20 protein-coding genes and 3 tRNA genes are annotated in these 24,801 nt (G+C 61.7%); 8 read left to right on the top strand and 15 right to left on the bottom strand.

What is annotated here, in order from left to right; all coding sequences use genetic code 11:
* Positions 1-72: 72 nt before the first annotated feature.
* Positions 73-2,841, top strand: coding sequence for an AAA domain-containing protein (locus RIF72_RS03725; protein ID WP_309073520.1), 2,769 nt, complete (start codon positions 73-75; stop codon positions 2,839-2,841).
* 63 nt (positions 2,842-2,904) lie between these two features.
* Here the strand turns inward: RIF72_RS03725 and RIF72_RS03720 are convergent.
* From RIF72_RS03720 to RIF72_RS03700, 5 genes are all read right to left on the bottom strand, one after another.
* A tRNA-Ile gene (locus RIF72_RS03720) sits at positions 2,905-2,978 on the bottom strand.
* Between the two features lie 83 nt (positions 2,979-3,061).
* Entirely contained in the window at positions 3,062-4,258 is a 1,197-nt protein-coding gene (locus RIF72_RS03715) for a glycosyltransferase (RefSeq protein ID WP_309073519.1), read from the bottom strand.
* Positions 4,259-4,365: 107 nt separating this feature from the next.
* On the bottom strand, positions 4,366-5,271 hold the full coding sequence (locus RIF72_RS03710) for a DMT family transporter (protein WP_309073518.1): 906 nt from the start codon (positions 5,269-5,271) through the stop codon (positions 4,366-4,368).
* Positions 5,271-5,894, bottom strand: a complete 624-nt coding sequence (locus RIF72_RS03705; RefSeq protein WP_309073517.1) for a CDP-alcohol phosphatidyltransferase family protein — start codon at positions 5,892-5,894, stop codon at positions 5,271-5,273. The genes RIF72_RS03710 and RIF72_RS03705 overlap by 1 nt, the downstream gene beginning before the upstream one ends.
* A 46-nt stretch (positions 5,895-5,940) precedes the next feature.
* On the bottom strand, positions 5,941-6,789 hold the full coding sequence (locus RIF72_RS03700; RefSeq protein ID WP_309073516.1) for a phage holin family protein: 849 nt from the start codon (positions 6,787-6,789) through the stop codon (positions 5,941-5,943).
* A 172-nt stretch (positions 6,790-6,961) separates the two neighbouring features.
* Here RIF72_RS03700 and RIF72_RS03695 point away from each other — a divergent pair, with 172 nt between their 5' ends.
* The 5 genes from RIF72_RS03695 to RIF72_RS03675 all read left to right on the top strand — a co-directional run bounded on the left by RIF72_RS03695 (position 6,962) and on the right by RIF72_RS03675 (position 12,790).
* Positions 6,962-8,191, top strand: a complete 1,230-nt coding sequence (locus RIF72_RS03695) for a multidrug effflux MFS transporter (protein ID WP_309073515.1) — start codon at positions 6,962-6,964, stop codon at positions 8,189-8,191.
* 23 nt (positions 8,192-8,214) lie between these two features.
* Entirely contained in the window at positions 8,215-8,394 is a 180-nt protein-coding gene (locus RIF72_RS03690) for a glycine zipper domain-containing protein (protein ID WP_017199401.1), read from the top strand.
* 124 nt (positions 8,395-8,518) lie between these two features.
* Entirely contained in the window at positions 8,519-11,032 is a 2,514-nt protein-coding gene (locus RIF72_RS03685; protein WP_309073514.1) for a DUF2156 domain-containing protein, read from the top strand.
* 22 nt (positions 11,033-11,054) lie between these two features.
* Positions 11,055-12,338, top strand: coding sequence for an alpha/beta hydrolase-fold protein (locus RIF72_RS03680; RefSeq protein WP_309073513.1), 1,284 nt, complete (start codon positions 11,055-11,057; stop codon positions 12,336-12,338).
* Positions 12,339-12,382: 44 nt separating this feature from the next.
* The gene (locus RIF72_RS03675; RefSeq protein ID WP_309073512.1) at positions 12,383-12,790 is read left to right on the top strand and encodes a hypothetical protein; all 408 of its coding nucleotides are present in this window, start codon (positions 12,383-12,385) and stop codon (positions 12,788-12,790) included.
* 49 nt (positions 12,791-12,839) lie between these two features.
* Here the strand turns inward: RIF72_RS03675 and RIF72_RS03670 are convergent.
* The 9 genes from RIF72_RS03670 to RIF72_RS03630 all read right to left on the bottom strand — a co-directional run bounded on the left by RIF72_RS03670 (position 12,840) and on the right by RIF72_RS03630 (position 22,959).
* A tRNA-Asn gene (locus RIF72_RS03670) sits at positions 12,840-12,912 on the bottom strand.
* Between the two features lie 116 nt (positions 12,913-13,028).
* Positions 13,029-13,101 (bottom strand) — tRNA-Asn (locus RIF72_RS03665).
* 53 nt (positions 13,102-13,154) lie between these two features.
* On the bottom strand, positions 13,155-15,047 hold the full coding sequence (dnaG, locus tag RIF72_RS03660; RefSeq protein ID WP_309073511.1) for a DNA primase: 1,893 nt from the start codon (positions 15,045-15,047) through the stop codon (positions 13,155-13,157).
* 58 nt (positions 15,048-15,105) lie between these two features.
* Entirely contained in the window at positions 15,106-16,422 is a 1,317-nt protein-coding gene (locus tag RIF72_RS03655) for a deoxyguanosinetriphosphate triphosphohydrolase (protein ID WP_309073510.1), read from the bottom strand.
* Between the two features lie 64 nt (positions 16,423-16,486).
* A complete protein-coding gene (gene dusB / locus RIF72_RS03650; protein ID WP_309073509.1) occupies positions 16,487-17,668 on the bottom strand; it encodes a tRNA dihydrouridine synthase DusB in 1,182 nt (393 codons plus the stop codon).
* 54 nt (positions 17,669-17,722) lie between these two features.
* A complete protein-coding gene (locus tag RIF72_RS03645; protein ID WP_309073508.1) occupies positions 17,723-19,207 on the bottom strand; it encodes a YibE/F family protein in 1,485 nt (494 codons plus the stop codon).
* Positions 19,208-19,492: 285 nt separating this feature from the next.
* Positions 19,493-20,455 carry a GNAT family N-acetyltransferase gene (locus RIF72_RS03640; protein ID WP_309073507.1) on the bottom strand — a complete coding sequence of 321 codons (963 nt, stop codon included), beginning with the start codon at positions 20,453-20,455 and terminating at the stop codon, positions 19,493-19,495.
* Between the two features lie 2 nt (positions 20,456-20,457).
* Positions 20,458-21,843, bottom strand: a complete 1,386-nt coding sequence (locus RIF72_RS03635) for a glycine--tRNA ligase (protein WP_309073506.1) — start codon at positions 21,841-21,843, stop codon at positions 20,458-20,460.
* 111 nt (positions 21,844-21,954) lie between these two features.
* Positions 21,955-22,959 (bottom strand): DMT family transporter, encoded by a 1,005-nt coding sequence (locus RIF72_RS03630; RefSeq protein WP_309073505.1) that lies wholly within the window; start codon positions 22,957-22,959, stop codon positions 21,955-21,957.
* Positions 22,960-22,982: 23 nt separating this feature from the next.
* On the opposite strand from RIF72_RS03630, the gene RIF72_RS03625 reads away from it, so the two are divergent.
* On the top strand, positions 22,983-23,210 hold the full coding sequence (locus RIF72_RS03625; protein WP_062067368.1) for an RNA-binding S4 domain-containing protein: 228 nt from the start codon (positions 22,983-22,985) through the stop codon (positions 23,208-23,210).
* Positions 23,211-23,222: 12 nt separating this feature from the next.
* Here RIF72_RS03625 and RIF72_RS03620 read toward each other — a convergent pair whose 3' ends face one another.
* On the bottom strand, positions 23,223-23,873 hold the full coding sequence (locus RIF72_RS03620; RefSeq protein WP_309073504.1) for an alpha/beta fold hydrolase: 651 nt from the start codon (positions 23,871-23,873) through the stop codon (positions 23,223-23,225).
* A 70-nt stretch (positions 23,874-23,943) separates the two neighbouring features.
* Between RIF72_RS03620 and RIF72_RS03615 the strand changes: the two genes are divergently transcribed.
* The gene (locus RIF72_RS03615) at positions 23,944-24,786 is read left to right on the top strand and encodes an SGNH/GDSL hydrolase family protein (protein WP_309073503.1); all 843 of its coding nucleotides are present in this window, start codon (positions 23,944-23,946) and stop codon (positions 24,784-24,786) included.
* Positions 24,787-24,801 lie beyond the last annotated feature (15 nt).

Genomic DNA, 24,801 nt, shown 5'->3' with positions numbered 1-24,801 from the left:
AGCATCTGGTGGCAGCGGACAGTTCTGTAACGTCGTTAGTGCAACGCTGCACAAGAATTTGGGGGACTTACAGTGATCAATCCACGTTACGAGGCGATTCTGGTCCGCAGTCGTCACCAGAATGGCCTTGATGACAAGACTCCGGACGTGACGGAGTACCGTGCTGCCGGTGCTTTCACGCATATCACCTTCAGTTCCGGAAAGACATACAAATACTCGGCCGACAAGGTCGTTGTTCTCCAGAATCCAGCGCCCATACTCCTAAGACCGCGGGACACGGTAACCGTGCGCGCCAAGGTGCTTGAGGCCGTCACCGAGGTCCTCCGTTTCGACTCGCCTCACGGGACATGGTTGCGTGTTTTTCACACGGGTGACGCAGGACCCGGATATGAAACCTGTCGTGACACCGAGATAACAATTTCCCAGCCGTCCGAGGAAGAAATAAATGCCCAGGTCGTGTTGGATTACTGGCGTGAGGTCGCCTCGAAGCTTAGGGAGGACGATCCGCTACGCCGGCAGTACGAGGATTTCAGGCGCGTCCCAACAGGAAGCGCCCTGGAAGTCCTGCTCCAGCGCCAACCCTTAAATTCCCCGGAAGAGATTCAACGGCATCCGATACTGCCTTTCTCGTCAAACATCAGTCAACGCGAGGCTCTCCTGAAAGGACTCAGCAATCGAATTTCGGTGATCGACGGTCCACCCGGCACGGGCAAGACCCAAACCATACTGAACCTTGTGGCCAACATCGTCACTGTTCCAGGCCAAAAGGTTGGGATCGTGTCTTTCAACAACGCCGCCGTGGAAAATGTCCGGGACAAACTTGTCGAGGAAGGCTACGGACACATCGTGGCCGACCTCGGTCGGAAGGAGAAAATCACCGAATTCTTCGGCAGGCAGGAAGCCAGGAACGCCGCCGTCGATCAATTCGTCGGCATGCCACCCGCCGAGGCACCCCCGGCAGAATATGTGGCCGAACTCGACAGTCGCCTGCAGACCCTGCAAGGGACCGCAAGACAACTGGCCATGTGGAAGCAAGAGCTCGACGCCTACCAACTCGAGAGGCGTCATTTCCTGCTCCAGGCAGACACTCGTGAGTTGCCCGCGCTGGAAGGCGCCCCGCTATTGCGTGCTCCGTCCGCTCGGATCCTTGAATTCCTGGCCGACACCGCATTCATGCCCGTCGAAGCGGGACCGCTCCGAAAACTATTCCGCCGCCTGAGGCTTCGCCTCCGATATGGAGAACTCGGACGAGTCGATCCTCACGACACTGACGTCGTTCTGCGACTGCAGGGCGCCTACTACGACAACAAGATCAAGGAGCTTGAAAAGCTCATCGATCAAGCGGAGTGGCTGCTGGCAAATGAGGACTACAGACGTCTTGAGAAGGAGCATCGGCGGGCTTCCAGGCAGACGCTCGAAACATCTCTCCATCGCCGCTACGCCCGCATGCGCAGGCGGATCCACGTAGAAGCCACGTACAGGACAAACTTCGCGGACTTTACCGCTGACTACCCGGTGATTCTGAGCACGTGCCACTCCCTGCGACGAAGTGTTCCTACAGGACAGCTCCTCGACTACCTGATCATCGACGAGGCCTCCCAAGTTGATCTGCTCGCCGCTGGCCTGGCACTCTCGCGCGCCCGGAACATCATTGTGGTCGGCGACCTTCAGCAACTGCAGCACATCGCCGATGAAGGAGCATCAAGGAACTCCACGAAGGCCCCGTCCGCCAGCGTGGACTACAAGAAGCACAATATTCTGTCCTCAATCATCGAACGGTTCGGCGATGACCTTCCCCGCACCATGCTTCGGGAACATTACCGCTGCGATCCAGCGATCATCGACTTTTGTAACAGGAAGTTCTACGGCGGGAGGCTGGTCCCCTACACCTCCAGCGGGTCGGGCGGTCAGCCGTTGGTGGTTGTCCGGACCGCCGAGGGGAACCACATGCGGCAGCACAACAGCGGAGGCCGAACCAATCAGCGTGAGGCGGACGTCATTGCCAAGGAGGTCCTCGGGCGATTCTGCTCAGGGATCAGCAACGAGCAGATCGGCGTGGTGACACCGTATCGACGGCAAGTGGATAAAGTTGCCGACGCCCTGCTCAATAGCATCCACGCCGATACAGTCCATAAATTCCAAGGACGGCAGAAGGACGTGATCATCATGAGCACAGTCCTGGACGAGACAAACAGCGGACACCAAGGCGTCAACTTCGTCGATGACCCGCACCTCGTAAATGTCGCCGTCTCCCGTGCAGTGAAGCGGTTCGTACTTGTGACCAACAATGAGATGCTGCCAAGAAGTCGACACCTTCGAGATCTGGTGCACTTCATTCGCTACCGAAATCCGGAGGAGAGTGTTTTCGACAGCAACGTCGTGTCAGTCTTCGACCTCCTGTACAGAGAATACTCAGCACTGCTGCGCCCCTTGGCCGCCAGACTCCGGAATGGCTCCACGTACACATCGGAGAATATTATTTGGACTCTCCTATCGGAGGTCCTTGAGGACGCGCCGTTTTCCGACTTAGCTGTGGCGCCACAGGTCCTGCTGAGAAATCTGCTTCGCGATCGTGCGACACTCACCTCCCAACAGGCTTCCTTTGTCCAGAACCGGGCAAGCCTGGACTTCGTGGTCTACAACCGCGTCACCAACATGCCGGTTCTGGCGATTGAAGTTGACGGTTTCGCTTTCCACGAAAACAATCCCGCGCAACAAGTCCGGGACGAGCTCAAAGATGCCATCTGCCGCGCGCATAAGATCCGCCTTCTGCGGTTACCGACCACGGGAAGCGGGGAGGAAGCCCGTATACGCTCCGAATTGGCTGCGGCTATGAGTTAAACGGCCAGCCAAAGAGCCGTGGGCGACGAGAATGAACGTCGCCCACGGCTCCCGTGTGAACTGTAGGGCTACTCGGACTTGAACCGAGGACCTTAGGATTATGAGTCCCGCGCTCTAACCAGCTGAGCTATAGCCCCTTGATGCCCGGTCCGGCCGCTGAAAACAGCTATACCGGGCAAAGCACTCCAGCAATTCTAATAGGTGCCGGGGAGTGCTTTTGTCACACCACCATGTCCTCGTAGCATGCGCCCCTGTAGAGGTCCTCGAATGTCTGGAGGGTGCCGTTGATGCTGTGCGGTTCCACCATCTCGCGGCTCAGCTTGCCCATGGCCTCAAGTTCGTCCTTGGGCAGCTCCACCAGCCGGGTAATCTTTGCAGAGAGCTCATTGGCGTCGTTGGGGGTGAAGAGATAGCCGTTCTCCCCGTCACGAACAAGGTGCGGAAGCGCCATGGCGTTGGCCAGCAGCACAGGAGTGGAAGCAGACATGGCCTCCAATGTCACCAGTGACTGAAGCTCGGCCGTACCGGGCATGCAGAAGATATCGGCTTTGATGTACGCCTCACGGAGGTCGTCGTCGCTCGCCAGCCCGAGGAACCTTACCCGGTCCCCCAGCCCAAGTTTCGCGACCTGGGCTTCAAGGGCTGGCCGGACCTCGCCACCACCCACGATTTCCAGGTTCACGTTCAGTTCGCGCGGGGTCTTGGCCACGGCGTCGATCAGCACGTTGATGTGCTTCTCTTCGGCCAGGCGGCCCACGAACAGGACGGTGGGGTTGGCGTGCGGCTCGATGAACTCGCCGGGCTGGAGCTCGTAGGCCGAGGAGTCGATGCCGTTGGAAAGGGGCAGGACCTTATGCAGGAAGGCGTGCTGATGCATCGCCTTGGCGGCGAGCGGCGTGGGCGTGGTGACAACATCCGCCTGGCCCATGACTTTGCCCATATCCTTCCAGGAAATCCGGCCAACGATGTCCTTGAACCACTGTGGGAACGGAAGGAACGGGTTGAGGTTCTCGGGCATGAAGTGGTTGGTCGCCACAATCCGGATTCCGCGCTTAACAGCCTCATAGAGGACGTGCTCGCCGATCATGTAGTGGCTCTGTATATGGACGACATCCGGCTGGACCTTGTCGAAAAGAAGGCTGATTTCCTTCTTGATTTCCCACGGGAAGCAGATCCGGAAATACTCGTGGGTGAAGACGCCATGGGAGCGGAGCCGGTGAACGGTGGCTTCATCGCGGAACTCGGTGTAACTCTTGCCCGTATCCGGCCGGCAGGCCAACACGTGCACGTTGTGCCCACGTGCGGTCATCCCCTTGGCCAGGCGGTAGCCGAACTGGGCGGCACCGTTGACGTGCGGCGGGTAGGTATCCGCGGCGATCAGAATAGTGAGGGGCTTGTTGGTGTCGGGAATGGTCACGTGGAGAACTCCTGATGGTCACGGTGCGGACAGCGTTGCTTGTGGCAATGCTGCGGTGTCGCCGGTTTGCCGCCCGCAATAGCGGTGGCGCAAGGTGTAGCTCTGACCTAAGCCTTCCGGTTGGCAGCCGCCTTCGCGTCCTTCTTGCGTTTGGTGACTTCCGGATGGTGCCGGCTCAGGGCAATAACCCCCACGATAGCAAGCGTAGCGGCCGTGGCCATGGCGATGGCCATCACGGCGTGGACATCGGGACGAAGTTCACCAAGGATTATGATGCCAATTGCGATGCCCACCATCGGATCGATAACCGTCAGGCCTGCGATGACCAGGTCCGGCGGTCCCCCTGAGTACGCACTCTGGACGAACCAGGAGCCCAGTCCCCCGGCGGCCACTATGGCAATGAGGGTGTACCACTGAACGTTGAGCAGGAAGAGGCCGTTGGGGTCGAGCAAGTGCTTGCCGATGATGCGGGTGAGGACGGCAACAAAGCCGAACAGGACACCGGCCCCCAGGATGTAAATAAAGGCACTCATCCGGTGTTTGAACATCACGGCCAAGGGGCCAAAAATACCCACGGCAAGAGCCAGAAGGAGGACAATAGTCAGCTCGTCGTCACTATTTACGTGATGGTTCTCCTGGGTGACGTTGACCGCCAGCAGCACAAAGAGCGCTGAACCCGTAACACAGGCGCTGATGGCCACCACGGTGGCGCGGTTGATGCTCAGGCCCTGGTCCTTGGCGTTAACTACTGTGGTGATGACCAGGGCGATGGCACCGATGGGCTGCACCACTGTGAGGGGTGCGGACACCAGGGCGATTGCGTTCAGCACCATTCCCAGGACAAGGAACAAAAGTCCGAGCATCCAGCGGGGGTTACGCAGGAGCCGCAGGAAACCATTGGAGCTGAGTGCCAAGCCACCGGTGTCGGCTTTCACCGCGCTGCCTTGCCGCTGGGCGCCGATGGCGAGGAAGAAGGCACCAACTACCGCGAGAAAAACCGCCAGCCAGACCATCAGCCTCGTCCGCCGTCGTCGGTTTTCAATTCTTTACCCTTACGCAAGATGGCCCAAAAATAGTTGTAGGCCGCAATCCAGTGGCCGATCAGGCCGAAGCCCAGGAACGTCCATGCAGCCACGAAGTAGACCTCCGTGAAAGCAATGGGCAGCTTGGACAGGACAAGCAATGGCGTGCCGACCAGCAGCAGCGCTGTGCGGATTTTTCCGATGATGCTCACCGGTAGGTCCGGGTGGCTGCGGAAATAAATCAAAGATGCGATGGCCAGGACGGCGTCAGGCACCAGCAGCGCGGCCAGGTACCACCACTGCACGACGCCGGCAATCGCCAGCGTGAACGCGACGGCCAGGAGGGCGGCCCGGTCGGCCATCGGATCCAGTATGCGCCCAAGTCTGGACGTCTGGTCGAAGCGTCTGGCGATGTAGCCATCTACCCAGTCGGTGCTGCCCATGATCACCAGCACCAGCACCGCGAAGCCGTACTCCTGCTCCGACAACACGAGCCAGACAAACAGCGGCACACCCATGAAGCGAAGGACCGTGAGGATGTTGGGGACAGTGACGATGACGTCATGATCAACCTGCGGCCGGTCGGGGTGCGACCCAGCTCCGATCAATCTCATCCTGTCCCCCTTCCTCGTCTTCAGTGTTTGGTGCCGCTGGCCGCTGCTACTTCTTCAGCAGCTTCCGCAGCGCAAAAACGAAGACCACCGCAGCAGTGGCGAACGCCGCGAGGTCCTTCCACCGGGCGGCGAACCGTTCGGTGAGACTATCGGGTACAGAGTCTCCGAGCTCGGTAAACTTCACGGCAGCGAACTCCTTGCCCTCTTGGAACTTTCCGTTGGCGCTCTCCAGCAAGGCCTGGCCCTGCTTCTTGACGTCCAGCTGTTCGCCGAGCTCGTCGCGGACGCCGGTCAGGTGTTCACGGCGCCGCTTCAACCGGGAGCGAAGCTCGGCTTCAGTGGGCGCCTTGACGGCGTCTGCTTCCTTGGCGGCTTCCTTTGCAGCTTTTTCTGCCTTGGCCTTCTCTGCGGCTGCTTCCTTTTCAGCCTTGGCAGCCTTGGCAGCAGGCGAATCGGGATCCAGGATCGACTCGTCGAAGTCGGAACCTTCCTTGGCTATTCCGAGATCGTGCTTGATCCCGCGGATGGTGTCTTCGGGGACCAAGGGCATGGCCTTCTTGAATTTGGCTATGCCGATCAGGGATGCGATTGCCACAATCACCAGAAAGAAGGCGGCAACAATCAGTGCCGCGAGCCAGCCGGGCATGATGGTGGCCAAACCAAGGATCGCCGCGACAACCAGCGCAATCACCAGAAGCGCCAGGAAGACGAGCGCCACTCCGAAGAAGGCACCAGCGATGCCAACTTGCGTGGCCTTACGCTTGAGTTCTACCTTCGCCAGGGCGATTTCGTCGTTGAGTTGCCTCGGAGCCAGCCTTGCTACGAGCTTGAGGGTCTTCGGCAAAGTACGAATGGCTGGTCCTTGACTGGGCCGGCCGGTGTGACGTCCACTCATGGGTTCCGCCTAACTGCTTCCTCTGGGCATCGTGTAGGGCGAACGCGGCGGAAAACTATCGTCGCGGACACCTGTCCTCAAAGCTATCATTCAGGTTCCTGCTGAACTTTCGGGATCACGCCGTGGCGCGCCTGTCATGCGTCCAATAAATATGATCCAGGCCATAGGATTGATGATCGTGACCTCTCCCATTGCTCCGGGTGATTCTCTGAGCCGACGCGAAAAACTTGTCTACATTCTCCTGCTGGGCGCACTGACTGCCCTGGGTCCTTTCACCATCGACCTGTATCTTCCGGCGTTCCCCGCCTTGGAAGAGAGCTTTGATGTCTCGGCAGCAGCAATCCAACTTACGCTGACCGGGACAACGGTTGGCTTCGGGCTCGGCCAGTTACTCGTGGGGCCCTTCAGTGACAAGGTGGGGCGTCGGCTGCCTTTGATTCTTGCCACCGCTGTGCACATCGGCTCCTCGCTCGGCGCAGCGCTGGCCACGGACATCGGGATGCTCTCCCTCTTCCGCGTGCTCATGGGAATCGGTGCTGCCGGAGGTGGGGTGGTGGCCATGGCCATGGTCCGGGACCTCTTTCACGGCTACTCCATGGTCCGGATGTTTTCAAGGATGTCACTGGTCAACGGCCTGGCACCGATCCTGGCACCGGTCATCGGATCCCAACTGCTGCTGGCGTTCCCTTGGCCGGGCATCTTCTACTTCCTGGCCGGTTATGGCCTGCTGGTGATCCTTGCCTCCATCTTCTTCATTCGGGAGACACTTCCGGCAGCCCAGCGCGGAAAGTCCACCGTCACAGTGAGGCAACGCTACAAGACCGTCCTGACAGACAGGATTTTCGTAGGCATGGTGCTCGTGGGAAGCCTCAACTTCGGTGGGCTTTTTGCCTACCTCTCGGCTTCTACGTTCCTCTTCCAGAACGTCTACGGCTTTTCGCCGCAGGAATACGGCCTCCTCTTTGGCATCAACTCCCTGGGCATCGTGGCAGGTGTGCAGATCAGCTCACGCCTGATCCGGCGAGTGGCACCACAGTGGATCGTGGCGGGAGCCACGGTCTTCATGCTGTTCACCGCTCTGCTGATCGTGGTGCTTGACCTGTTCCAAGTGGGGCTGTGGGGAATCCTCATTCCGTTGTGGTTCTACATTTGCGCCACTGGCTTCATGTTCCCGTGCGTTCAGGTCCTGTCCTTGGCCAATCACGGAGCACAAGCAGGCACTGCTGCATCCCTGCTGGGCGCGTCCCAGTTCATGATGGCCGGAGTTGTCCCGCCTGTCGTCGGTTGGTTGGGCGTCAGTTCCGCCGTCCCCATGGGTGCCGTCATGGCCGCCTGCATCACCGGCGCGATCGCCGCGCTATGGCTGGTCGTCCGGCCCCGCTCTGTTCCCTCCATCCACTAGCAGCAGCCCCTTAGGCTGTGACCATGACTAATAAACCGCACCGCAACGGCAGGGGCTTGTTCCTCGGTGCTTTGCTCGGCGCCGTCGCCGGTGCCCTTCTCGGTCGCGCCGCCGGCAGTGCGCTGTTTGGCGCCATCCTGGGTGCCGTGATCGGCGCGGCTGTGCTGTACCGCGTGAACCCCGGCCCTTGGAAGCGGGACTAGGCTAACTGCCACCGGCGACCCGCCGCCGTCGAGAGTTACCAAACCCTCCCCTAACCGCCTGCTGCAGGGCAGAATGGTGGCCAGCCGGGGTTACCGGTGCTGCAACCGGTGAAGGGGACATCACATGAGCACGGCTGTTGGATTTCGGGGCAACATGCGCGGGCTGGCAACCGTGCGGAGGTTGCCACTGACGCTGGTTCTCGTAGTGCTCTTCTGGGTGCTGGGTGCCGTCTCCGGTAGCCTCGTCAACGGCCCCGGCCAAGTCTTGTTGGATCAAGTGGGAATCGGCCTGGCCGTGGAGCCCGGACCGTGGTGGTCGATCTTCACGTCAGCATTCTTCGCCTCTTCCTTGCTGGACTACCTGGCCTGTACCGCCGCGATCCTAGTGGGTGTGGGCATCGCCGAACGCGTTATGGGCCCCTGGTTTGCTTTGGCTGCCTTCGTAGCCGGTTCAGCCCTCAGCGCCCTTGTGCTTGTAGCACTCGTAACCTTCGGAACGGATGCCAGCGACCAATGGCTCAGTTTCCTGGGCGGCGAATACGTTGTAGGTGCCTATGGTGGCGCCGCCGCTGCTTTGGGATGCTCGACGGCGGCGCTCGAGGCACTGTGGCGTCGCCGCCTGAGGACATGGCTGCTGGCCGCCACGCTGATGTTTGCCCTCTTCGTAGGGGTCGCCCAAACCTTGCAAGCACTTGCCGGAGCCGTGATCGGCATCCTGGCCGGTTGGATCATCCAGGCGCTGGTGCTGCGCCACCGGGCAGGATCACTCCACTCCTCAAGCCTCCGAGAGACGCGTTTCCTGGTGGGCACCGTGGTGGGCGTCTTCGCCGTCGGACCTTTACTCACGCAACTAACCGGAACGTGGGAAATCGGGCCCCTGTCCGTCGTATCCGAGGTCATGCTCCAGGCCAGTCCCAACGCCGATGAGGTGCAGGAAGCGTGCAACAACGACAACAACTGTGTCACCTTGCAGAGCATCGTCGGAGTCCAGAGCTTCGGAGCGGCGATCCTTACACTGATTCCGGTTCTCCTGCTGCTCGTCTGCGCCGAAGGGCTCCGGCGTGGCCGCCGGCTCGCGTACCGGCTGACGCTCATCATCCAGCTGTACCTGGCTGCCGTGACCGTCCTGTCCATCGTCCAGTACGTGACAGATCCGGACGTCACCGTAGGCGACGACGACTTCGCGTACCTCCTCCTATACGCGGTCCCCGCGGTCCTCGCCCCTGTCATCATCGGGGCGCTGCTGCTGGTAAACCGGCATAAGTTCCGGGTCGAGTCGAGCGACGCCGGATATCGGGTCCTTGGCCGAACTTCGCTCCTCCTCGCCGTTGCTGCAGTGATCTTCTACGTCGTGTTCTGGTTCATTGAAGGCAACCCGGGCCGCTCCACGCTGTTGGATCTTGCCGGGCAGCTGACACACATTCTGGTTCCCTTCCCTGTCCCGTTTGTGGTGGCACTCCCGCAAGGCTTGCTAAGCACGGTGGTATACGGACTGGGCGGGGACATCATTTGGCTCTGCATCCTGGTACTTGTCCTGAATAACTTCCGTCGGTTCCGGATGCTCGCCACTGATCCGGCAGCAGACCTGGGCCACGCCAGGGAACTGTTGCATGATGGCGGCGGAACACTGTCCTGGATGGTCCTATGGGACAACAACCAGTACTGGTTTACTCCGGACCGGAAGGCCGGTGTTGCGTATCAGGTCCACAACGGCGTGGCCCTCACAGTTGCGGGGCCCTTCGGCGCGGACGAACTCCATGCTGAGGCAGCCACGGGTTTCGTGAAGCACTGCTCCAGCCTTGGGCTGATTCCGTGCTTCTACTCAGCCACGGCAGAGCTCGATGCTGCGCTGCTCCCCCATGGCTTCAGGAAGCTGGAAGTGGCGGAAGAGACTCTCCTCAACGTCCAGGCCATGACGTTCAAGGGGAAGGAATGGCAGAACGTCCGCACGGCCCTGAACCGAGCAGACAAGCTCTCCATCAAGGATCACTGGTACAGCTACCCCGCAATGCCGCCGGGAATCAGAGCACAGCTAGCAGAGATCTCCGAAGAGTGGGTGGCTGACAAAGCACTTCCTGAGATGGGTTTCACCTTGGGTGGCCTGAACGAACTAAAAGACCCCGAGGTGCTCTGCTGTGTGGCCGTGGATGATGACGGCCTGGTCCATGGAGTCACCAGCTGGCTTCCCGTCTTCAGGGACGGTGTCATCTCGGGGTGGACGCTGGACTTCATGCGCCGCCGCACCACAGGCTTCAAGGGGGTCATGGAGTTCCTGATCGCTTCTGCTGTAACCCATTTCAAGGAGGAAGTGCCCCAAATCTCGTTGTCCGGCTCTCCGCTCGCCAATACTGGAGCCCATGCCGGCGTGGGAGATCACAGCACCGTGGACCACAGCACCCTGGACCGCGTCCTTGCGCTTCTCGGGAACGCACTGGAGCCCATGTACGGCTTCAAGTCGTTGGCAGCCTTCAAGTCCCGGTTCCAGCCTGAGCACCGGACCTTGTACATGTACTACCAGGATCCGTTGGCCTTGCCGTCCATCGGTATCGCTGTGGGTTCCGCCTACCTGCCCGGGCTCTCCCCCGCGCAAAGCGCCGGGTTGTTGCGGCAGATGGTAGCCAAGGAGCCCGCCGCATGACGCCGGACCGGGTCTCCCAGCCATGAACGACGTCCTGAAGCTCGAGATCAGCGGCCCCCTGGTCATGACCGTTGCCGGGGTGATCGCCGTCGGGTTCTTCCTGTTGCTGTTCCTCAGACCGTCAGCGCGCTGGGCACTCACCGCGATCACGGCCGTCATGGTCGCAGCCCTGGTGGGATGGTTGACGGTGTGGATCGTGGAAGACGTGATGGACGTCTTCCACGTAGGGCTGACACCGCGGGTGTGGTTCTGGGCGATTTCCTGCTTCGCCGCCCTGGGTCTGGCCGCGGTCAGCTTCCGCCACAGCCCGCGGTGGCGGAAAGCGGTGGCTGCAGTGTCCATTCCAGTGTTCGTGGTGGTCGCTGCCCTTGGTATCAACACGGAATTCGGACTGAACAAGACGTTGGGCTCGGCATTGGGAATCTCCACGGAGGATGCCATCCAACTGGCCAAACCGGACCCGGACGCCTCCATTCCGGTGGGTCCCCTGTGGCAAAGCTGGAAGGCCCCTGCCAATCTGCACGCGAAGGGCGAAGCGGGCACCCAGGTCATTCCAGCCACCGCCTCCGGTTTCGATGCCAGACCCGCGGGCATCTATTTGCCCCCTGCCGCCCTGACCGCCGATCCGCCCAAGCTGCCCTTGTTCGTCCTCATGATGGGCCAGCCGGGGCTCCCGGATCCGCAATACGTTTCCGCCGCCCTGGACGGGTTCGCGGCCAAGAACAACGGTCTGGCACCTATCGCGATCGTCGCAGACCAGATCGGCCCGGACCAGAATGACACCCTCTGCCTTGACACCGCCAAGTACGGCAATGTGGAGAAGTACATCAACGAGGACGTGGTGAACTGGGCCAAAGCCAATTTGAACATCCTCCCCGACCGCGAGCACTGGGCCATTGCCGGGTACTCCAACGGCGGCCAATGTGCCATCTCCTTCGCGGTCAAATACCCGGAGATATGGGGCAACGTAGTGGACATCTCCGGCGAAGAATTCCCCGGCGCAGAGGATCCGGCCGACAACCTCGCAAGCATCTTCGGCGGCAGCCAAGCCGCATATGACGCCCAGAAGCCCATCAACATCATGAAGGGGAAGCAGTTCCCCAACACCACGGCAGTTTTCACCGTAGGTTCGGACGATACTACGTACGTGGCGGCGGCCAAGGCAGTCTCCGCAGCCGCCCGGGACGCGGGGATGGCGGTGACGTACTACGAGGTGCCCAACGGCGGTCACGTGGGCCTGGCGCTGAATGCGGGACTCACGAAAGGTTTCGAGGTTCTTTATCCGAGGCTGGGCCTGTCCCGGTAGGTCTTACCCTTTTCCGGTCCGCGCCCGGGCGATAAAGTTGAGATGTGCCACATTGGCAAGAGCCGCAGCCGCTACCGGCACCGTGGCAGCGTCGGGATGAACGCATCCTGCCGCTGTGGTGGGACAGGCTGTGCTCGGTGACCAGTCCCCAGTCGGCCGCCCTCTACGCCGCCGGGCTCTTTACAGAGGACCGTCGCCGCCCCATTGCCCAGTGGTACAACCCCGAAACGGACGCCGCACTCCTGGTCGCACCTGAGACCTCTCCTGAATGGCCGGTCCAGCGCTTCGGTATCTTTTATGCCCCACCAGATGGTGGCTTTACCCGCGTCTACTCTGCGCCCCACGAGTGGCATCCCCGCGAGCCCAGGACACCCCCTACTGAGCAGGATTCGTTCCTGGCCGCAGTGGCCGAGGCAGCCCGCTTTCTGCAAGTGGAGATGGATTTCGTCTGATAAAAGACGGACCCCGCACCAGCAGCGAAGCCGGTACGGGGTCCTTATGCTCCTCCGACTGGACTTGAACCAGTAACCCTTCGATTAACAGTCGAATGCTCTGCCAATTGAGCTACGGAGGAATGAAGCGTTTATGACTTTAGCAAAGGTTCTACCGGAATGCGAAATCGGCCACGCATACCCCCAGGGGGTATAAAAATACCCCCGCTCCGAAGGATCGGAGCGGGGGTATTGTGCGCTCCTCCGACTGGACTTGAACCAGTAACCCTTCGATTAACAGTCGAATGCTCTGCCAATTGAGCTACGGAGGAATGAAGCGGTTACTAGCTTAACAGGGGCCCGCCGGAAAACGAAATCGGCGCTTTCAACCATCGGAGCGCAGTGCCCTGCGCTCCATTTCTAGCTGCATCAGCTCCCGGTTCAGACGTTGGAATTCCTCCGGGTTGGCTCCCGCATCCAGGCGCTGCAGCTGCCCCATCTTGTCCGCTTTGATCCGGGTGATCTGCAGTTCGAAGAGGCGGGCCAAAATGTCGCGACAGTACCGTTGCATGGCCTCGGGCGTACTCGCTGGCAAGGGCGTCACTGCCAGCTCCGACACCAAAGGCCGTAGCGGCTCAGGGACTTCCTGGCGGACCTGTTCCACCCAAGCCACGGGGTCATCCGAGTGGGCGAGGCCCGCAGCGCGCATGGCAGTGTGAACGGCCGAATAAGCGGGCGTGGTGAAGCGTGAGGCCTCGAAGCGTTCCCAGGCTCCCCCGCCCAGCACTCCTGGCTCCTGAAGGACAACCTCAAGCGCTTGGCGTTCCATACCGGCAATGGGGTCCCTGGGATCAGGCCGTTGGAAGACCGGGCCGTTCGACGGCGGTGCTGCCGCCGTCGTCGACTGTCCTGCGGGGCCTGCAGTGCCGGCGGCGCTGCCGCCGGAAGCCGCCCGCTTGGCAGCTGCCCCGACGTAGCCGCTGACTTCCTCAATGGGCATACCCAACCAGCCGGCCAGGTTGCGCGTGTAGCCAGGCCTGGTGGCGGAATCCCTGATCTGCGCCACCACTGGGGCAGCTTCGCGCAGGGCAGCTACACGGCCTTCCACAGTGTCCAGGTTGTGCCGTCGGAGAGTTGCCCGGATGGCGAACTCGAAGAGCGGCTTACGGGTGCTGATGAGTTCGCGCACCGCGGCGTCGCCCTTGAGTTGGCGAAGATCACAGGGGTCAGCGCCGGAGGGCTCCACCGCGACGTAAGTCTGGGCGGTAAAGCGCTGGTCTTCCTCGAAAGCCCGGAGAGCTGCCTTTTGTCCTGCGGCGTCGCCGTCGAAGGTGAAAATGACCTCTCCCCCGCTGCCATCATCCGAAAGCAGGCGACGGGCAACCTTGATGTGCTCGGTACCGAAAGCAGTACCGCAGGTGGCCACCGCCGTCGTGACTCCTGCGAGGTGGCAGGCCATAACGTCGGTATATCCCTCGACCACTACCAGTTGCCGTTCCTTGGCGATGTTCCGCTTGGCGATGTCGATCCCGTAGAGGACCTGGGACTTCTTATAGAGCGTGGTCTCAGGGGTGTTCAGGTATTTTGGACCTTGGTCGTCTTCAAAGAGTTTGCGTGCACCGAAGCCGATGGTGTCGCCCGCAATGTCCCGGATGGGCCAGATCAGCCTGCCGCGGAAGCGATCGTAAATTCCGCGGTTTCCTTCCGAGAACATGCCTGTGAGCTTCAACTCAGCGTCCGTGAACCCCCGGCCGCGCAGATGCTTCAGCAGGGCGTCCCAGCCCTGGGGGGCGTATCCGACGCCGAAATGTTCGGCGGCAGCACGGTCAAACCCGCGGCCATCCAGGAAGTTGCGCCCCTCAGCCGCCCCGGGGGTCAGAAGCTGGGCGCGGAAGAACTCATCTGCGATCTTGTGGGCATCCAGCAAGCGCTGGCGTTTGCCCACTTCCTCGCGGCTGGGGCCGGTGCCGCCGTCCTCGTAGCGCAGCTCGTAGCCGATTCTGGCGGCAAGTTTCTCAACGGCCTCGTGGAAGGAACTGTGGTCCATTTTTTGGACGAAAGAGATGGCGTCGCCGTCCTCGCCGCAGCCGAAGCAGTGGTACCTGCCGACCTGCGGGCGGACAGTGAAGGAGGGCGAGCGTTCGTCGTGGAAGGGGCACAATCCCTTGAAACTACCCAGCCCGGCGCCCTTGAGGGTGACGTAACCGTCAACGACTTCCTTGATATCCGTGCGCTGGCGTACTTCGTCGATATCTTCACGTTTGATCAGGCCAGCCACGTGACCATCCTAGTCGCTTGCCCCAAGAGTCCCCGCCGTTAACGGAATGCAGGAAGGGTTACCAGAGTGACGGAAGGCTGCCCACGAGACGCTCATACATGGCCAGCGCAGACACGTCCGTCAGCGACGCCACTTGGTCGATCACTACGCGCAGCCGCGCACCGTCGTCGACGGCGTCACGCCAGTCCGCGGCGAACATCGGCTCCAGGTGACGGTCGCCAGTGGCGTTCAAAACACCTACCAGTGCATGCAGCACTTCACGTTGGCGCTCGTACACCGGCTGACGGTGATCGGTGGAAATCACGAAGGTGGTGGCCAATCCCTTGAGGACCGCAATTTCCGTGACGGTGTCCTCGGGGACCATGAGTTCCGCGTCGTAGCGGGTCAGATTAGCTGGTCCGAAGTGGGCACGCGTTGTTTCCATGGCGCTTTGGCAGAACCGGCCGATCAGCTGGCTGGTCATGTCCTTCAAGGCAGCCATGGATTTTCGGCTGCCATCAGCTTCGCGGACCCAGACCTTGGTCGCCTCCAGCCGGGCCAGGGCAGCATCAATTTCGGCGGGGTCGTTGTGCGGCAGGTACCACTGCTTGGTGTAGCCCACTACGCGTGCCCGGTGGTCCGGGTTTTCCATCCATTTGAGCTGGAAATGGCCGGCGACGATCGCATCCTCGACGTCGTGGACCGAGTACGAGATGTCGTCGGCAAGGTCCATCACCTGGGCTTCGATGCACGAACGGTTGCCCGGGGCGCCTTCCCGGAGCCATTCGAACACCGGAAGATCGTCTTCGTACGCGCCGAATTTACTGGTGCGGTGGCCATGGATAACGGGGGCGTCGACGGCGGACCACGGGTATTTGGACGCAGCATCCAAGCTGGCGCGGGTCAGGTTAAGTCCTGCCGGCCTGCCGTCCTCGGCGAGTACCTTGGGTTCGAGGCGCGTCAGCAGCCGCAGGGTCTGGGCGTTGCCCTCGAAACCACCAATGGTGTGGGCTACTTCGTTCAGGGCGGACTCACCGTTGTGGCCGAAGGGTGGATGCCCAAGATCGTGGCTCAGGCACGCAGTGTCCACTACGTCCGGATCGCAGCCGAGGGAGCGGCCCAGTTCGCGGCCCACCTGGGCTACCTCAAGGCTGTGTGTGAGCCGGGTGCGGACAAAGTCGTCCGTGTCCGGGGCAACTACCTGGGTTTTGGCACCGAGCCTGCGTAACGCGGAGGAGTGCAGGACCCTTGCGCGGTCCCGTTCAAAATCCGAGCGATAGTTGCTCTTGCGCGGCTCTTCGACCCACCGCGCGGAATCTGCCTCGGCGTAACCGGGGATGGCCAGCACAAAGTCGTGAGCCGTCCCGTCCTGGCCAATTATCGCTTCGGTTCCCATGGGTATCTGCCTCCTTCAAGCGCCGGGGTGTGGAGCTTCTTGAGTCAGTCTTACACGTGTGAGGCTAGCCGCCCGAAACGTCCAGCTCCGCGGCTGAGATATCCGCGCTCTGTTCAGCGTTCAGCTGACGGCTCACCAGCCAATCCTTGGGCAAAGCAGGCTTCTTGGGCGAGCCGGCGCGGCCGCGGGGGCCTTCGGAATCGACTCCCGGGTAAGGCGAGTCCATGTCCAGTTCATCAAGGTATTCGCGCAGCACCTCAAGGGTGGGTACGGTTGCCAGCTTGGCCCGGAGCTCGCCGCCCACGACGTAGCCCTTGAAGTACCAGGCCATGTGCTTGCGGATCTCGCGGAGCGCTTTATATTCATCGTTCCCGAACGTTTCCACCATGAGCTCAGCGTGACGATAGACGCCTTCAGCAACTTCGCGGAGGCCCGGACGATGCCGCTGGTCGCTGCCTTCGAAGGCCGCCTGCAGATCACCGAACAGCCACGGCCTGCCTTGGCAGCCACGGCCCACCACCACGCCGTCAACGCCGGTCTCCCGCACCATGCGGACAGCGTCCTCAGCTGACCAGATGTCACCGTTACCCAACACCGGAATGTCAGGGAGCGCCTCACGAAGCCTGGCAATGGCGGACCAGTCGGCCTGGCCGGAATAGAACTGGGCTGCGGTCCGGCCGTGGAGGGCAACAGCGGCCACTCCGGCGTCGCGGGCGATGCGACCGGCGTCGAGGTACGTCAGGTGGTCCTCGTCGATGCCTTTCCGCATCTTGATGGTCAGTGGAATATCGCCCTTGGACGCTTCCTTGACCGCGGTCTGGACGATCGATGTGAACAGATCGATCTTCCAGGGCAGGGCCGAGCCTCCGCCACGACGGGTGACCTTGGGCACCGGGCAGCCGAAGTTAAGGTCGATGTGATCCGCACGGTCTTCTTCCACGAGCATCCGCACCGCGGCGCCTACCGTCACGGGATCAACACCGTAGAGCTGCACAGAACGGACTTTCTCGTCCTCATCATGCGAGATGATGCGCAACGACTCCGGCGTGCGCTCCACCAAGGCACGCGAGGTCACCATCTCAGCCACGTACATGCCGCCACCGTATTCACGGCAGAGCCTGCGGAAGGCAGAGTTGGTGATGCCCGCCATGGGGGCAAGGATTACCGGGGTGTCCACGGTGATCCCACCAAGCTTCAAAGGCGGGAGCTCGAGCTTTGGTGCTGGGGGCGTCGCTACTACAGTCACCTATCCATTGTTGCAAAGTGAGGCAAATCGGCGGACAGCCCGGCGAAACCAACGTTAGCTGGCTCCGCCTCTAGACCCTCCGCGCCGCTCAGCTTCCCGCTGGGCGCGGCGACTGCCTGGCCGCGATGGCTTGCCGGAATCGTCAACGCGCCTACCGGCGTCGTGCTTGTCGTGCGCACCGGAACCCACGACGGCGGCTGCTGCTGCCAAGGAACCGGTGTCGTGGAGCTCATCCGCAGTTACAGCAGGCCCGCCCGCTGCCGCGAGACGCTTCATGCCGGTGGCCTTGACCACCAGGACGGCAATCAGCGTAGTGACAGGGATGGCGAGGACAAGGCCGATGGAGCCTACCAGGGTACGAATGACTTCCTCGGAAAGCTCCGCACTGGTCAGCGCTTCATCCAGAGGGCGGTCATAGAGCATCACGATGATGAGGATTGGAAGCGCGGCCCCTGCGTAGGCAAAGGCGATGGTGTAGACCGTGGAAGCGATATGGTCCCGACCAATTCGCATGGCTGATGAGAACAGCTTGCGGGCACTGGTATCGGGGGCGAGTTCGTAGAGTTCCCACACCGCGGAGGACTGCGTGATGGTCACGTCATTGAGAACGCCCAGGCCGGAGATGATGAGACCGCAGAGGATGATTCCTGAGATCGAGATCTGGGGTGACATGTTCACCAGCGTGGAGGCGTCGTGGTTTCCCACTCCGGCCAGATTGGCTGCGTCCGTAGCCCACGCTGCCAGCAGGGCAGTGATACTGAGCCCAAAAATTGTGCCCAACAAGGCCGTGGACGTCCGCGCCGAGAATCCGTGCGCGAAGTACAGGACCCCGATCATTATCACCGTGGATCCCACGAGGGCCAGCAGCAGTGGCGGCTTGCCCTCCACCAAACCCGGCAGGATGAAGCTGACCAGGACGAAGTAGGCACCCACCAAACCAAGAAGTGCCCGGAAGCCTCGCCAACGGGCCACAGCGATGACAACCGCTGCGTACAGGACGGCCAGGAGCGCGATGGGGATGCTGCGGACGAAGTCCACGAAAACGTAGGCAGGAGCACCATTTCCGGCGTTCGTACCTTGAACCGCGGAAAGGTTGAGGTACCGGATGGAGTCCCCCACGTCCACGCCGTGGGACATGGCGACGTCAGGGTTAATGACAACCTTGACCACGTCCCCGCCCTTGTCCGGCTCGGTGAACGCGAAAGTGCATTGGGATCCGCCGGACTGATTGTTTTGTCCGGTATCACTCTGGCCGGTGTTGGGCTGGCCCGTGGTGCTTTGGCCCGTCTGAGTGCAGCTTTCCACCACCACGCTTTGAATCCGGCCGGTATCGAACGTGACCCCCGGGGCAGCCTGGTACGGGCTCGAGAACGAGATCCCTTCCCGGCTGCCTGAGGGCCACATGATTATCATGGCCACGAGCGTCAGGACGCCCAGCGGAACAAGTATGGCCGCCAGAATCCAGTTGGCTCTCTTCCGCGATGCAAGAGCCTGCGGCGTTGGCTCGGAATTTTCAGAATGACCGTGGGAGTGGCCCATCAGCAGCAAAACCTCATGCCCTTAACCCTACGCGGGACCACGACACCTGCCGAGTCAGTGCCCCCGAGGACTCAATCCCCCCGCATACTCAGGACGCGCAAGTTCCGTGAAGCCGCCGAGACCGCCATTGGCCACCCATATGTGGGTGGCGCTGGCCCTCTGCGGCGGCCCTGGCGAACATGGGTGTCGCACGGCCGGACTTAAACCACAGCAGGCTTAAAAACACAGGATCCCACGCGGCCCGCGGATCACGGGCGGAGTGGGATCCTGATACGCAAAATACAATCAGTCGCTAACGATCAAGGTGTCCGCACCCCGCACGTGGGCTTTTCCGGATTCCAGCAGCGGCTCCAGAACTGCGCGCAGCGCCTTCATGGACTCATCGACTTCCAGCAGCACGGGGTGTTGGTACGCAATGAGCGCCAAGAGGTCCCGCACTGCGAAAGCTGCCTCCTCGGCGGAGAGCTGGGGGTCGTGTCCAAGGAAGACATCCGAAGGCTCATCGGAGTCGCCCTGGGCGTAGCTGATGGCGAACGCCTGGATTTTACCCTTGCGGCTCGCCGGAATGCCTTGGCCAAAGGCACTGGCCTTGGGCGCCCGCAGGACGATTGCGCCGTGGGCACCGGTCAGGTCATGCAGGAACAAGCGCTGCACCGTGGGAATGCTGAGCTCCCCCGGGCTGTCCCAATGGTGGACGTGCGAGTAGTACTTGCCCACCACATCGCTCAGCTCCACCGAACCCGTGGCCAGGTCCTCCACACGCTCGGAAGCGGCTTCCTCGGAACCGTCGCCAAAGCGCGGCAATGACAAGGGTTCAGGTTCCACCACCACCAACTGCGAACGCTGAATGGGCGCAAGTCCCGCTGCCGCTGCGAAGGCCGCGCCGGCGGTATCCGGCTCCACCTTGCTGCGCAGCTTGGAAACGCCCGACGGCGAGTTCCCGGCTTCGCGGCGAAGCATGGTCAGGAGAGTCGCGCCCACGCCTTCTCGGCGATGGTCCTTGGCAACCTCGATGTACGCCCAGAGTCGCTCCGGGTGCAAGGACGCTTCGTGGACCACGCCCGCGGCAACGGGAATCCGCACGCCATCCACCACGTCCTCGGCCACGATGCAGCGGCGCCAGGGCTGGTTGCTGGATGGCGCAAGGGCTGCGCGGAACTGCTCAGCAGGAAGGGTCTCCGGGCCACCCCAGATCTCCAAGAGGGCGAGGTCGTCGCCCTCCTTCCATTCGCGGTACTCCAAAGCCACGGCTAGGCGCCGATCAGGCGGGCGGCCAGGTAGCCCTCAACCTTGTCCAGGGACACGCGTTCCTGGCTCATGGTGTCGCGCTCACGAATGGTGACGGCCTGGTCCTCAAGGGTGTCGAAGTCCACCGTGATGCAGAACGGGGTACCAATCTCGTCCTGGCGACGGTAGCGGCGGCCGATGGCGCCGGCGTCGTCAAAGTCGATGTTCCAGTTCTTGCGCAGCTGGGCGCCCAACGCCTTGGCCTTCGGGGACAGGTCCTCGTTGCGGCTCAGCGGCAGGACGGCGGCCTTGACCGGCGCCAGGCGCGGATCCAGCTTCAGCACTGTACGGACATCGACGCCGCCCTTGGCGTTGGGTGCCTCGTCTTCGGTGTACGCATCGATGAGGAAGGCCATGAAGGAACGGGTCAGGCCGGCAGCGGGCTCGATCACGTACGGGGTGTAGCGCTCGTTGGTGGCCTGGTTGAAGTAGCTCAGGTCCGTGCCGGAAGCCTTGGCATGCGTGGAAAGGTCGAAGTCGGTGCGGTTGGCGATGCCCTCAAGCTCGCCCCATTCCGAGCCTTGGAAACCGAAGCGGTACTCGATGTCCGTGGTGCCCTTGGAGTAGTGGCTGAGCTTCTCCAGCGGGTGCTCGAAGAAACGGAGGTTGTCTTCACGGATGCCCAGGTCCGTGTACCAGGACATGCGCTCCTTCATCCAGTACTGGTGCCACTCTTCATCGGTTCCGGGCTCGACGAAGAACTCCATCTCCATCTGCTCGAATTCGCGGGTACGGAAGATGAAGTTGCCCGGGGTGATTTCGTTGCGGAACGACTTGCCGATCTGGCCAATGCCGAACGGCGGCTTCTTCCGCGAGGTGGTGAGGACGTTGTTGAAGTTCACAAAGATGCCCTGGGCGGTTTCCGGACGCAGGTAGTGCATGCCTTCGTCGCTGGCCACCGGGCCGAGGAACGTCTTGAGCAGGCCGGAGAATTCCTGGGGCTCGGTCCACTGGCCGCGGGTGCCGCAGTTTGCGCAGGCGATGTCCGCCAGGCCGTTTTCTGCCGGGCGGCCCTTCTTTTCCTCGTACTCTTCTTCGAGGTGGTCGGCACGGTAACGCTTGTGGCAGGAAAGGCATTCAACCAAGGGGTCGGAGAAGACCTCCACATGGCCGGATGCTTCCCATACCTGGCGGGGAAGGATGACGGAGGAATCCAGGCCTACAACGTCCTCACGGCCGCGGACCATGCTCTGCCACCACTGGCGCTTGATGTTTTCCTTCAGTTCAGCGCCGAGGGGACCGTAATCCCATGCAGAACGGGAGCCACCATAGATTTCACCGGCCTGGAAGACAAAGCCCCTCCGCTTGGAGAGGGAAATGACCTGGTCAAGGACGGATTTTGCTGCCATGGGTAACTCCATTTGTTCTACAGGGCCGCTGGGTGCGGTCCGCGGTGGTTTGCCCCGGAATCCAGACAGGGTTGTCGGGCGGGGTGTGGGGAAAGTTTGTTGATTCCTACCCTACCGGCCTTTGGAAGGGACTCTTCGTGCGAAAGCTCCCTTCGGCCAGGGCAATGTGGCCACGATGATCGCGGCGAGCGTCAGGACCGTACCCAGCACCGTGGGCAAGGCGACCACTGCGCCGGGACTGGGGATCACGACGTCGAGCACCAGCGACCCCACCAGCTGCCCGGCGATCATGCCCAAACCGGTGATCAGGACCCCAAGGCTACGGACCAGCAGCGCCGCCAGACCGATGAACAGGCAGCCCATGGGGCCGCCAAGATAGTACCACCACTCGCTGGGAAGCGGATTTCCCGGCCCGGCCACAGCCAACTTGATAGTCCACGCGATCCAAAGAATGAGCGCTCCTGCAATGAAGTTGACCAGCGTGGCAGCGATGGGCGTCCCGTAATGAACTGTGGCAGTCCCGTTCATTGCCTGCTGGAAGCTCATGAAGAACCCGGCGGCCAGCGGCAGGAGGACGGGCAACACAAGCGAGGCGATGTCGGTGTCGCCGCTGAACCGCGGGGAAACTGCCCAGGCGACGGCGGCCACCGTCAGGACACTGCCCAGGACCCGGACTCCCGTGATGGCACGTTTTCCTCCCGGGCCGATGCCCATTCGGTCCACGAGCAGTCCGCTCAACGTCTGGCCGGTCACCGCTGCGACTGTGAACAACGCCACACCCAACAGGGCAACCGTGAACGACTGGGCAAAGACGAACAGCGCCCCGATGGCACCGGCCATGACATAGAACCGGGGAAAGCTGCGGTTCCGGACGGCAGGAATGATGCGCTGGAGCCCTGCCCTGCCCTTGGATGTGGCAAGTGAGATGGCACTGATCAGGATCAGTCCTGTGGTGAAGCTCACCACAGCCGCGGCAATGCCGTCGTCCAGTTTGGCGCCGAGGGCCCCGTTGATCCTCCCTTGAAGCGGGATGACCAGGCCAGTCGCTACTGCTATGGGAAGGCCAATGACCAGCGGAAGGGCGGGACGGGGAGAAGACTGCGGCACCGTCACCACACTACTTCAGGCATCATTGCTGTATGAGCAACCCCGAAATTGAAGAGATCCCCATCCGCGACGACATGATCCGACTTGGCCAGTTGCTGAAGCTCGCCAACTTGGTGGAGGACGGCGTTGAAGCCACGGAGCTCATCAAGAACGGCTTGGTCAAGGTCAACAACGAAATCGACGACCGCCGCGGACGCCAGCTCCACGTTGGCGATACCGTGACAGTCAATGGCCAGACGGTCCGGATCACCGCCGCCTGACACACCGGAACCTCAGTCGGTGAGCACCTTGTGGGTGAGGAATTCGCCCACATGTCCGATCTCCTGCTGGTTGATGCCGTGCCACATCCCCGTGTAAAGCACTTTGGTGAGGTCAACGTGCTTGCGCACCCAGCCCATGGTGTATTCGATCTTGTCTTGGGTAATGACTGGATCCTGCTGGTCGCGGCCCCAGAACATCGGTAGCGTTCCATCCAATTCGTCGTCCCGGAAGGCGGCGTCAGCGCCGGCGTCGATCACAAAGCCTGAAAGTCCGACGACGGCAGCGAAGTCCGCGGGACGGTAGCGGAGCATGGTGGTGGCCATCGCCATGCCCATGGAGAAGCCCAGCAACGTCACGGAGGAGTGGTTGGCTTTGACTGTGTCCAGCCACTCAAGGGCATACTCGGCTGCCTGCTTTACAGCTTCCAACGAATAGTCGATGGACGCCGTAAGGGGGAACCACGTGAAGCCCGGCCCCATAGGCATCGGCGCCCGAAGGGCGGCCACCACAAAGCCGTCGGGCAGCAATCCGGCCAAGCTGAACAAGTCGTCCTCGTTGGAGCCGTAACCGTGCAACAGGACCAGGAGCGGCTTGCCTGCACGCTCTGATTCGTCGTGGGACCACAGGACAACAGGGGCGGGAAACGCGGGTGCTTCAGTCATGGGTCCATTCTTGCAGTTACCCACCAGTAACAACCTACGGTGGCGTAGGGTCGGCGTCACGGTGCAGGATATGAGCGTGAGTGAGAACAATCCTTTACTGAAGCCGGGCGAGCCGGTCCAAAAGCACCCCTGGACCCGTTATGTGGCCCTGGGTGACTCCTTCACGGAGGGCATCGGCGACCCCGAACCCCGAAACCCCGGCGGTCACCGTGGTTGGGCGGATCGGGTTGCCGAGGAACTGGGCCGCAGCCAGGAAGACTTCGCCTATGCCAACCTTGCAATCCGTGGCAGGCTGCTGCAGCAAATCATTAATGAACAGGTGGGCCCCTGTTTGGAACTGCAGCCTGACCTCGTGTCCATTTCAGCTGGTGGAAACGACCTCATCCGTCCCGGCGGCGATCCCGATCTGCTGGCCGAAAAGCTCGACGCCGCAGTCGCGGAGCTGAGTTCGGGTGGCGCTACCGTGGTGCTTTTTAATGGCCCGGACACGGCAGCATCAGTACTGGGGCGTATCCGTGGCAAGGTGGCCATTTACAACGAGAACCTCAGGACGGTAGCTGCACGGCACGATGCCATCATCGCGGACATGTGGTCCTTGCGGCAGTTGGCCGATCCCCAGATGTGGGACGTTGACCGCCTTCACTTCTCGCCGCTGGGCCACCACACCATCGCCATGATGGTTTTGGAGGCGTTGAACGTCCAGCACACGCTTGAGCCCCTGATGCCCAAGACCCTTCCGCCGCGCACATGGCGTGAAGCCCGGTCTTCCGACCTTGTCTGGGCACGTGAGTACTTTGTCCCATGGGTGATCCGGCGGCTTCGGCACCAGTCCTCCGGCGACGGAATCATGCCAAAGCGTCCGACGCCGGGACCCGTCTTTGGCTCCACCGGCACCTTGCTGCCGCGCCGCTGACGTGACGTCGGCTGC

This window comes from Paenarthrobacter sp., assembly GCF_031180005.1.
Taxonomy (GTDB): Bacteria; Actinomycetota; Actinomycetes; order Actinomycetales; family Micrococcaceae; genus Arthrobacter.
The sequence above is the reverse complement of the archived record's forward strand: the minus strand, read 5'-3'. Positions and strand labels throughout refer to the sequence as shown.

Coding starts and splice junctions, on each gene's coding strand:
- RIF72_RS03700 (WP_309073516.1), bottom strand. CDS start 6,789: ATGAGTGGACGTCACACCGGCCGGCCCAGTCAAGGACCAGCCATTCGT.
- RIF72_RS03685 (WP_309073514.1), top strand. CDS start 8,519: ATGAGCACGGCTGTTGGATTTCGGGGCAACATGCGCGGGCTGGCAACC.
- RIF72_RS03615 (WP_309073503.1), top strand. CDS start 23,944: ATGAGCGTGAGTGAGAACAATCCTTTACTGAAGCCGGGCGAGCCGGTC.
- RIF72_RS03625 (WP_062067368.1), top strand. CDS start 22,983: ATGAGCAACCCCGAAATTGAAGAGATCCCCATCCGCGACGACATGATC.
- RIF72_RS03635 (WP_309073506.1), bottom strand. CDS start 21,843: ATGGCAGCAAAATCCGTCCTTGACCAGGTCATTTCCCTCTCCAAGCGG.
- RIF72_RS03645 (WP_309073508.1), bottom strand. CDS start 19,207: ATGGGCCACTCCCACGGTCATTCTGAAAATTCCGAGCCAACGCCGCAG.
- RIF72_RS03705 (WP_309073517.1), bottom strand. CDS start 5,894: ATGAGATTGATCGGAGCTGGGTCGCACCCCGACCGGCCGCAGGTTGAT.
- RIF72_RS03620 (WP_309073504.1), bottom strand. CDS start 23,873: ATGACTGAAGCACCCGCGTTTCCCGCCCCTGTTGTCCTGTGGTCCCAC.
- RIF72_RS03690 (WP_017199401.1), top strand. CDS start 8,215: ATGACTAATAAACCGCACCGCAACGGCAGGGGCTTGTTCCTCGGTGCT.
- RIF72_RS03655 (WP_309073510.1), bottom strand. CDS start 16,422: ATGGGAACCGAAGCGATAATTGGCCAGGACGGGACGGCTCACGACTTT.
- RIF72_RS03680 (WP_309073513.1), top strand. CDS start 11,055: ATGAACGACGTCCTGAAGCTCGAGATCAGCGGCCCCCTGGTCATGACC.
- RIF72_RS03695 (WP_309073515.1), top strand. CDS start 6,962: ATGATCGTGACCTCTCCCATTGCTCCGGGTGATTCTCTGAGCCGACGC.
- RIF72_RS03710 (WP_309073518.1), bottom strand. CDS start 5,271: ATGGTCTGGCTGGCGGTTTTTCTCGCGGTAGTTGGTGCCTTCTTCCTC.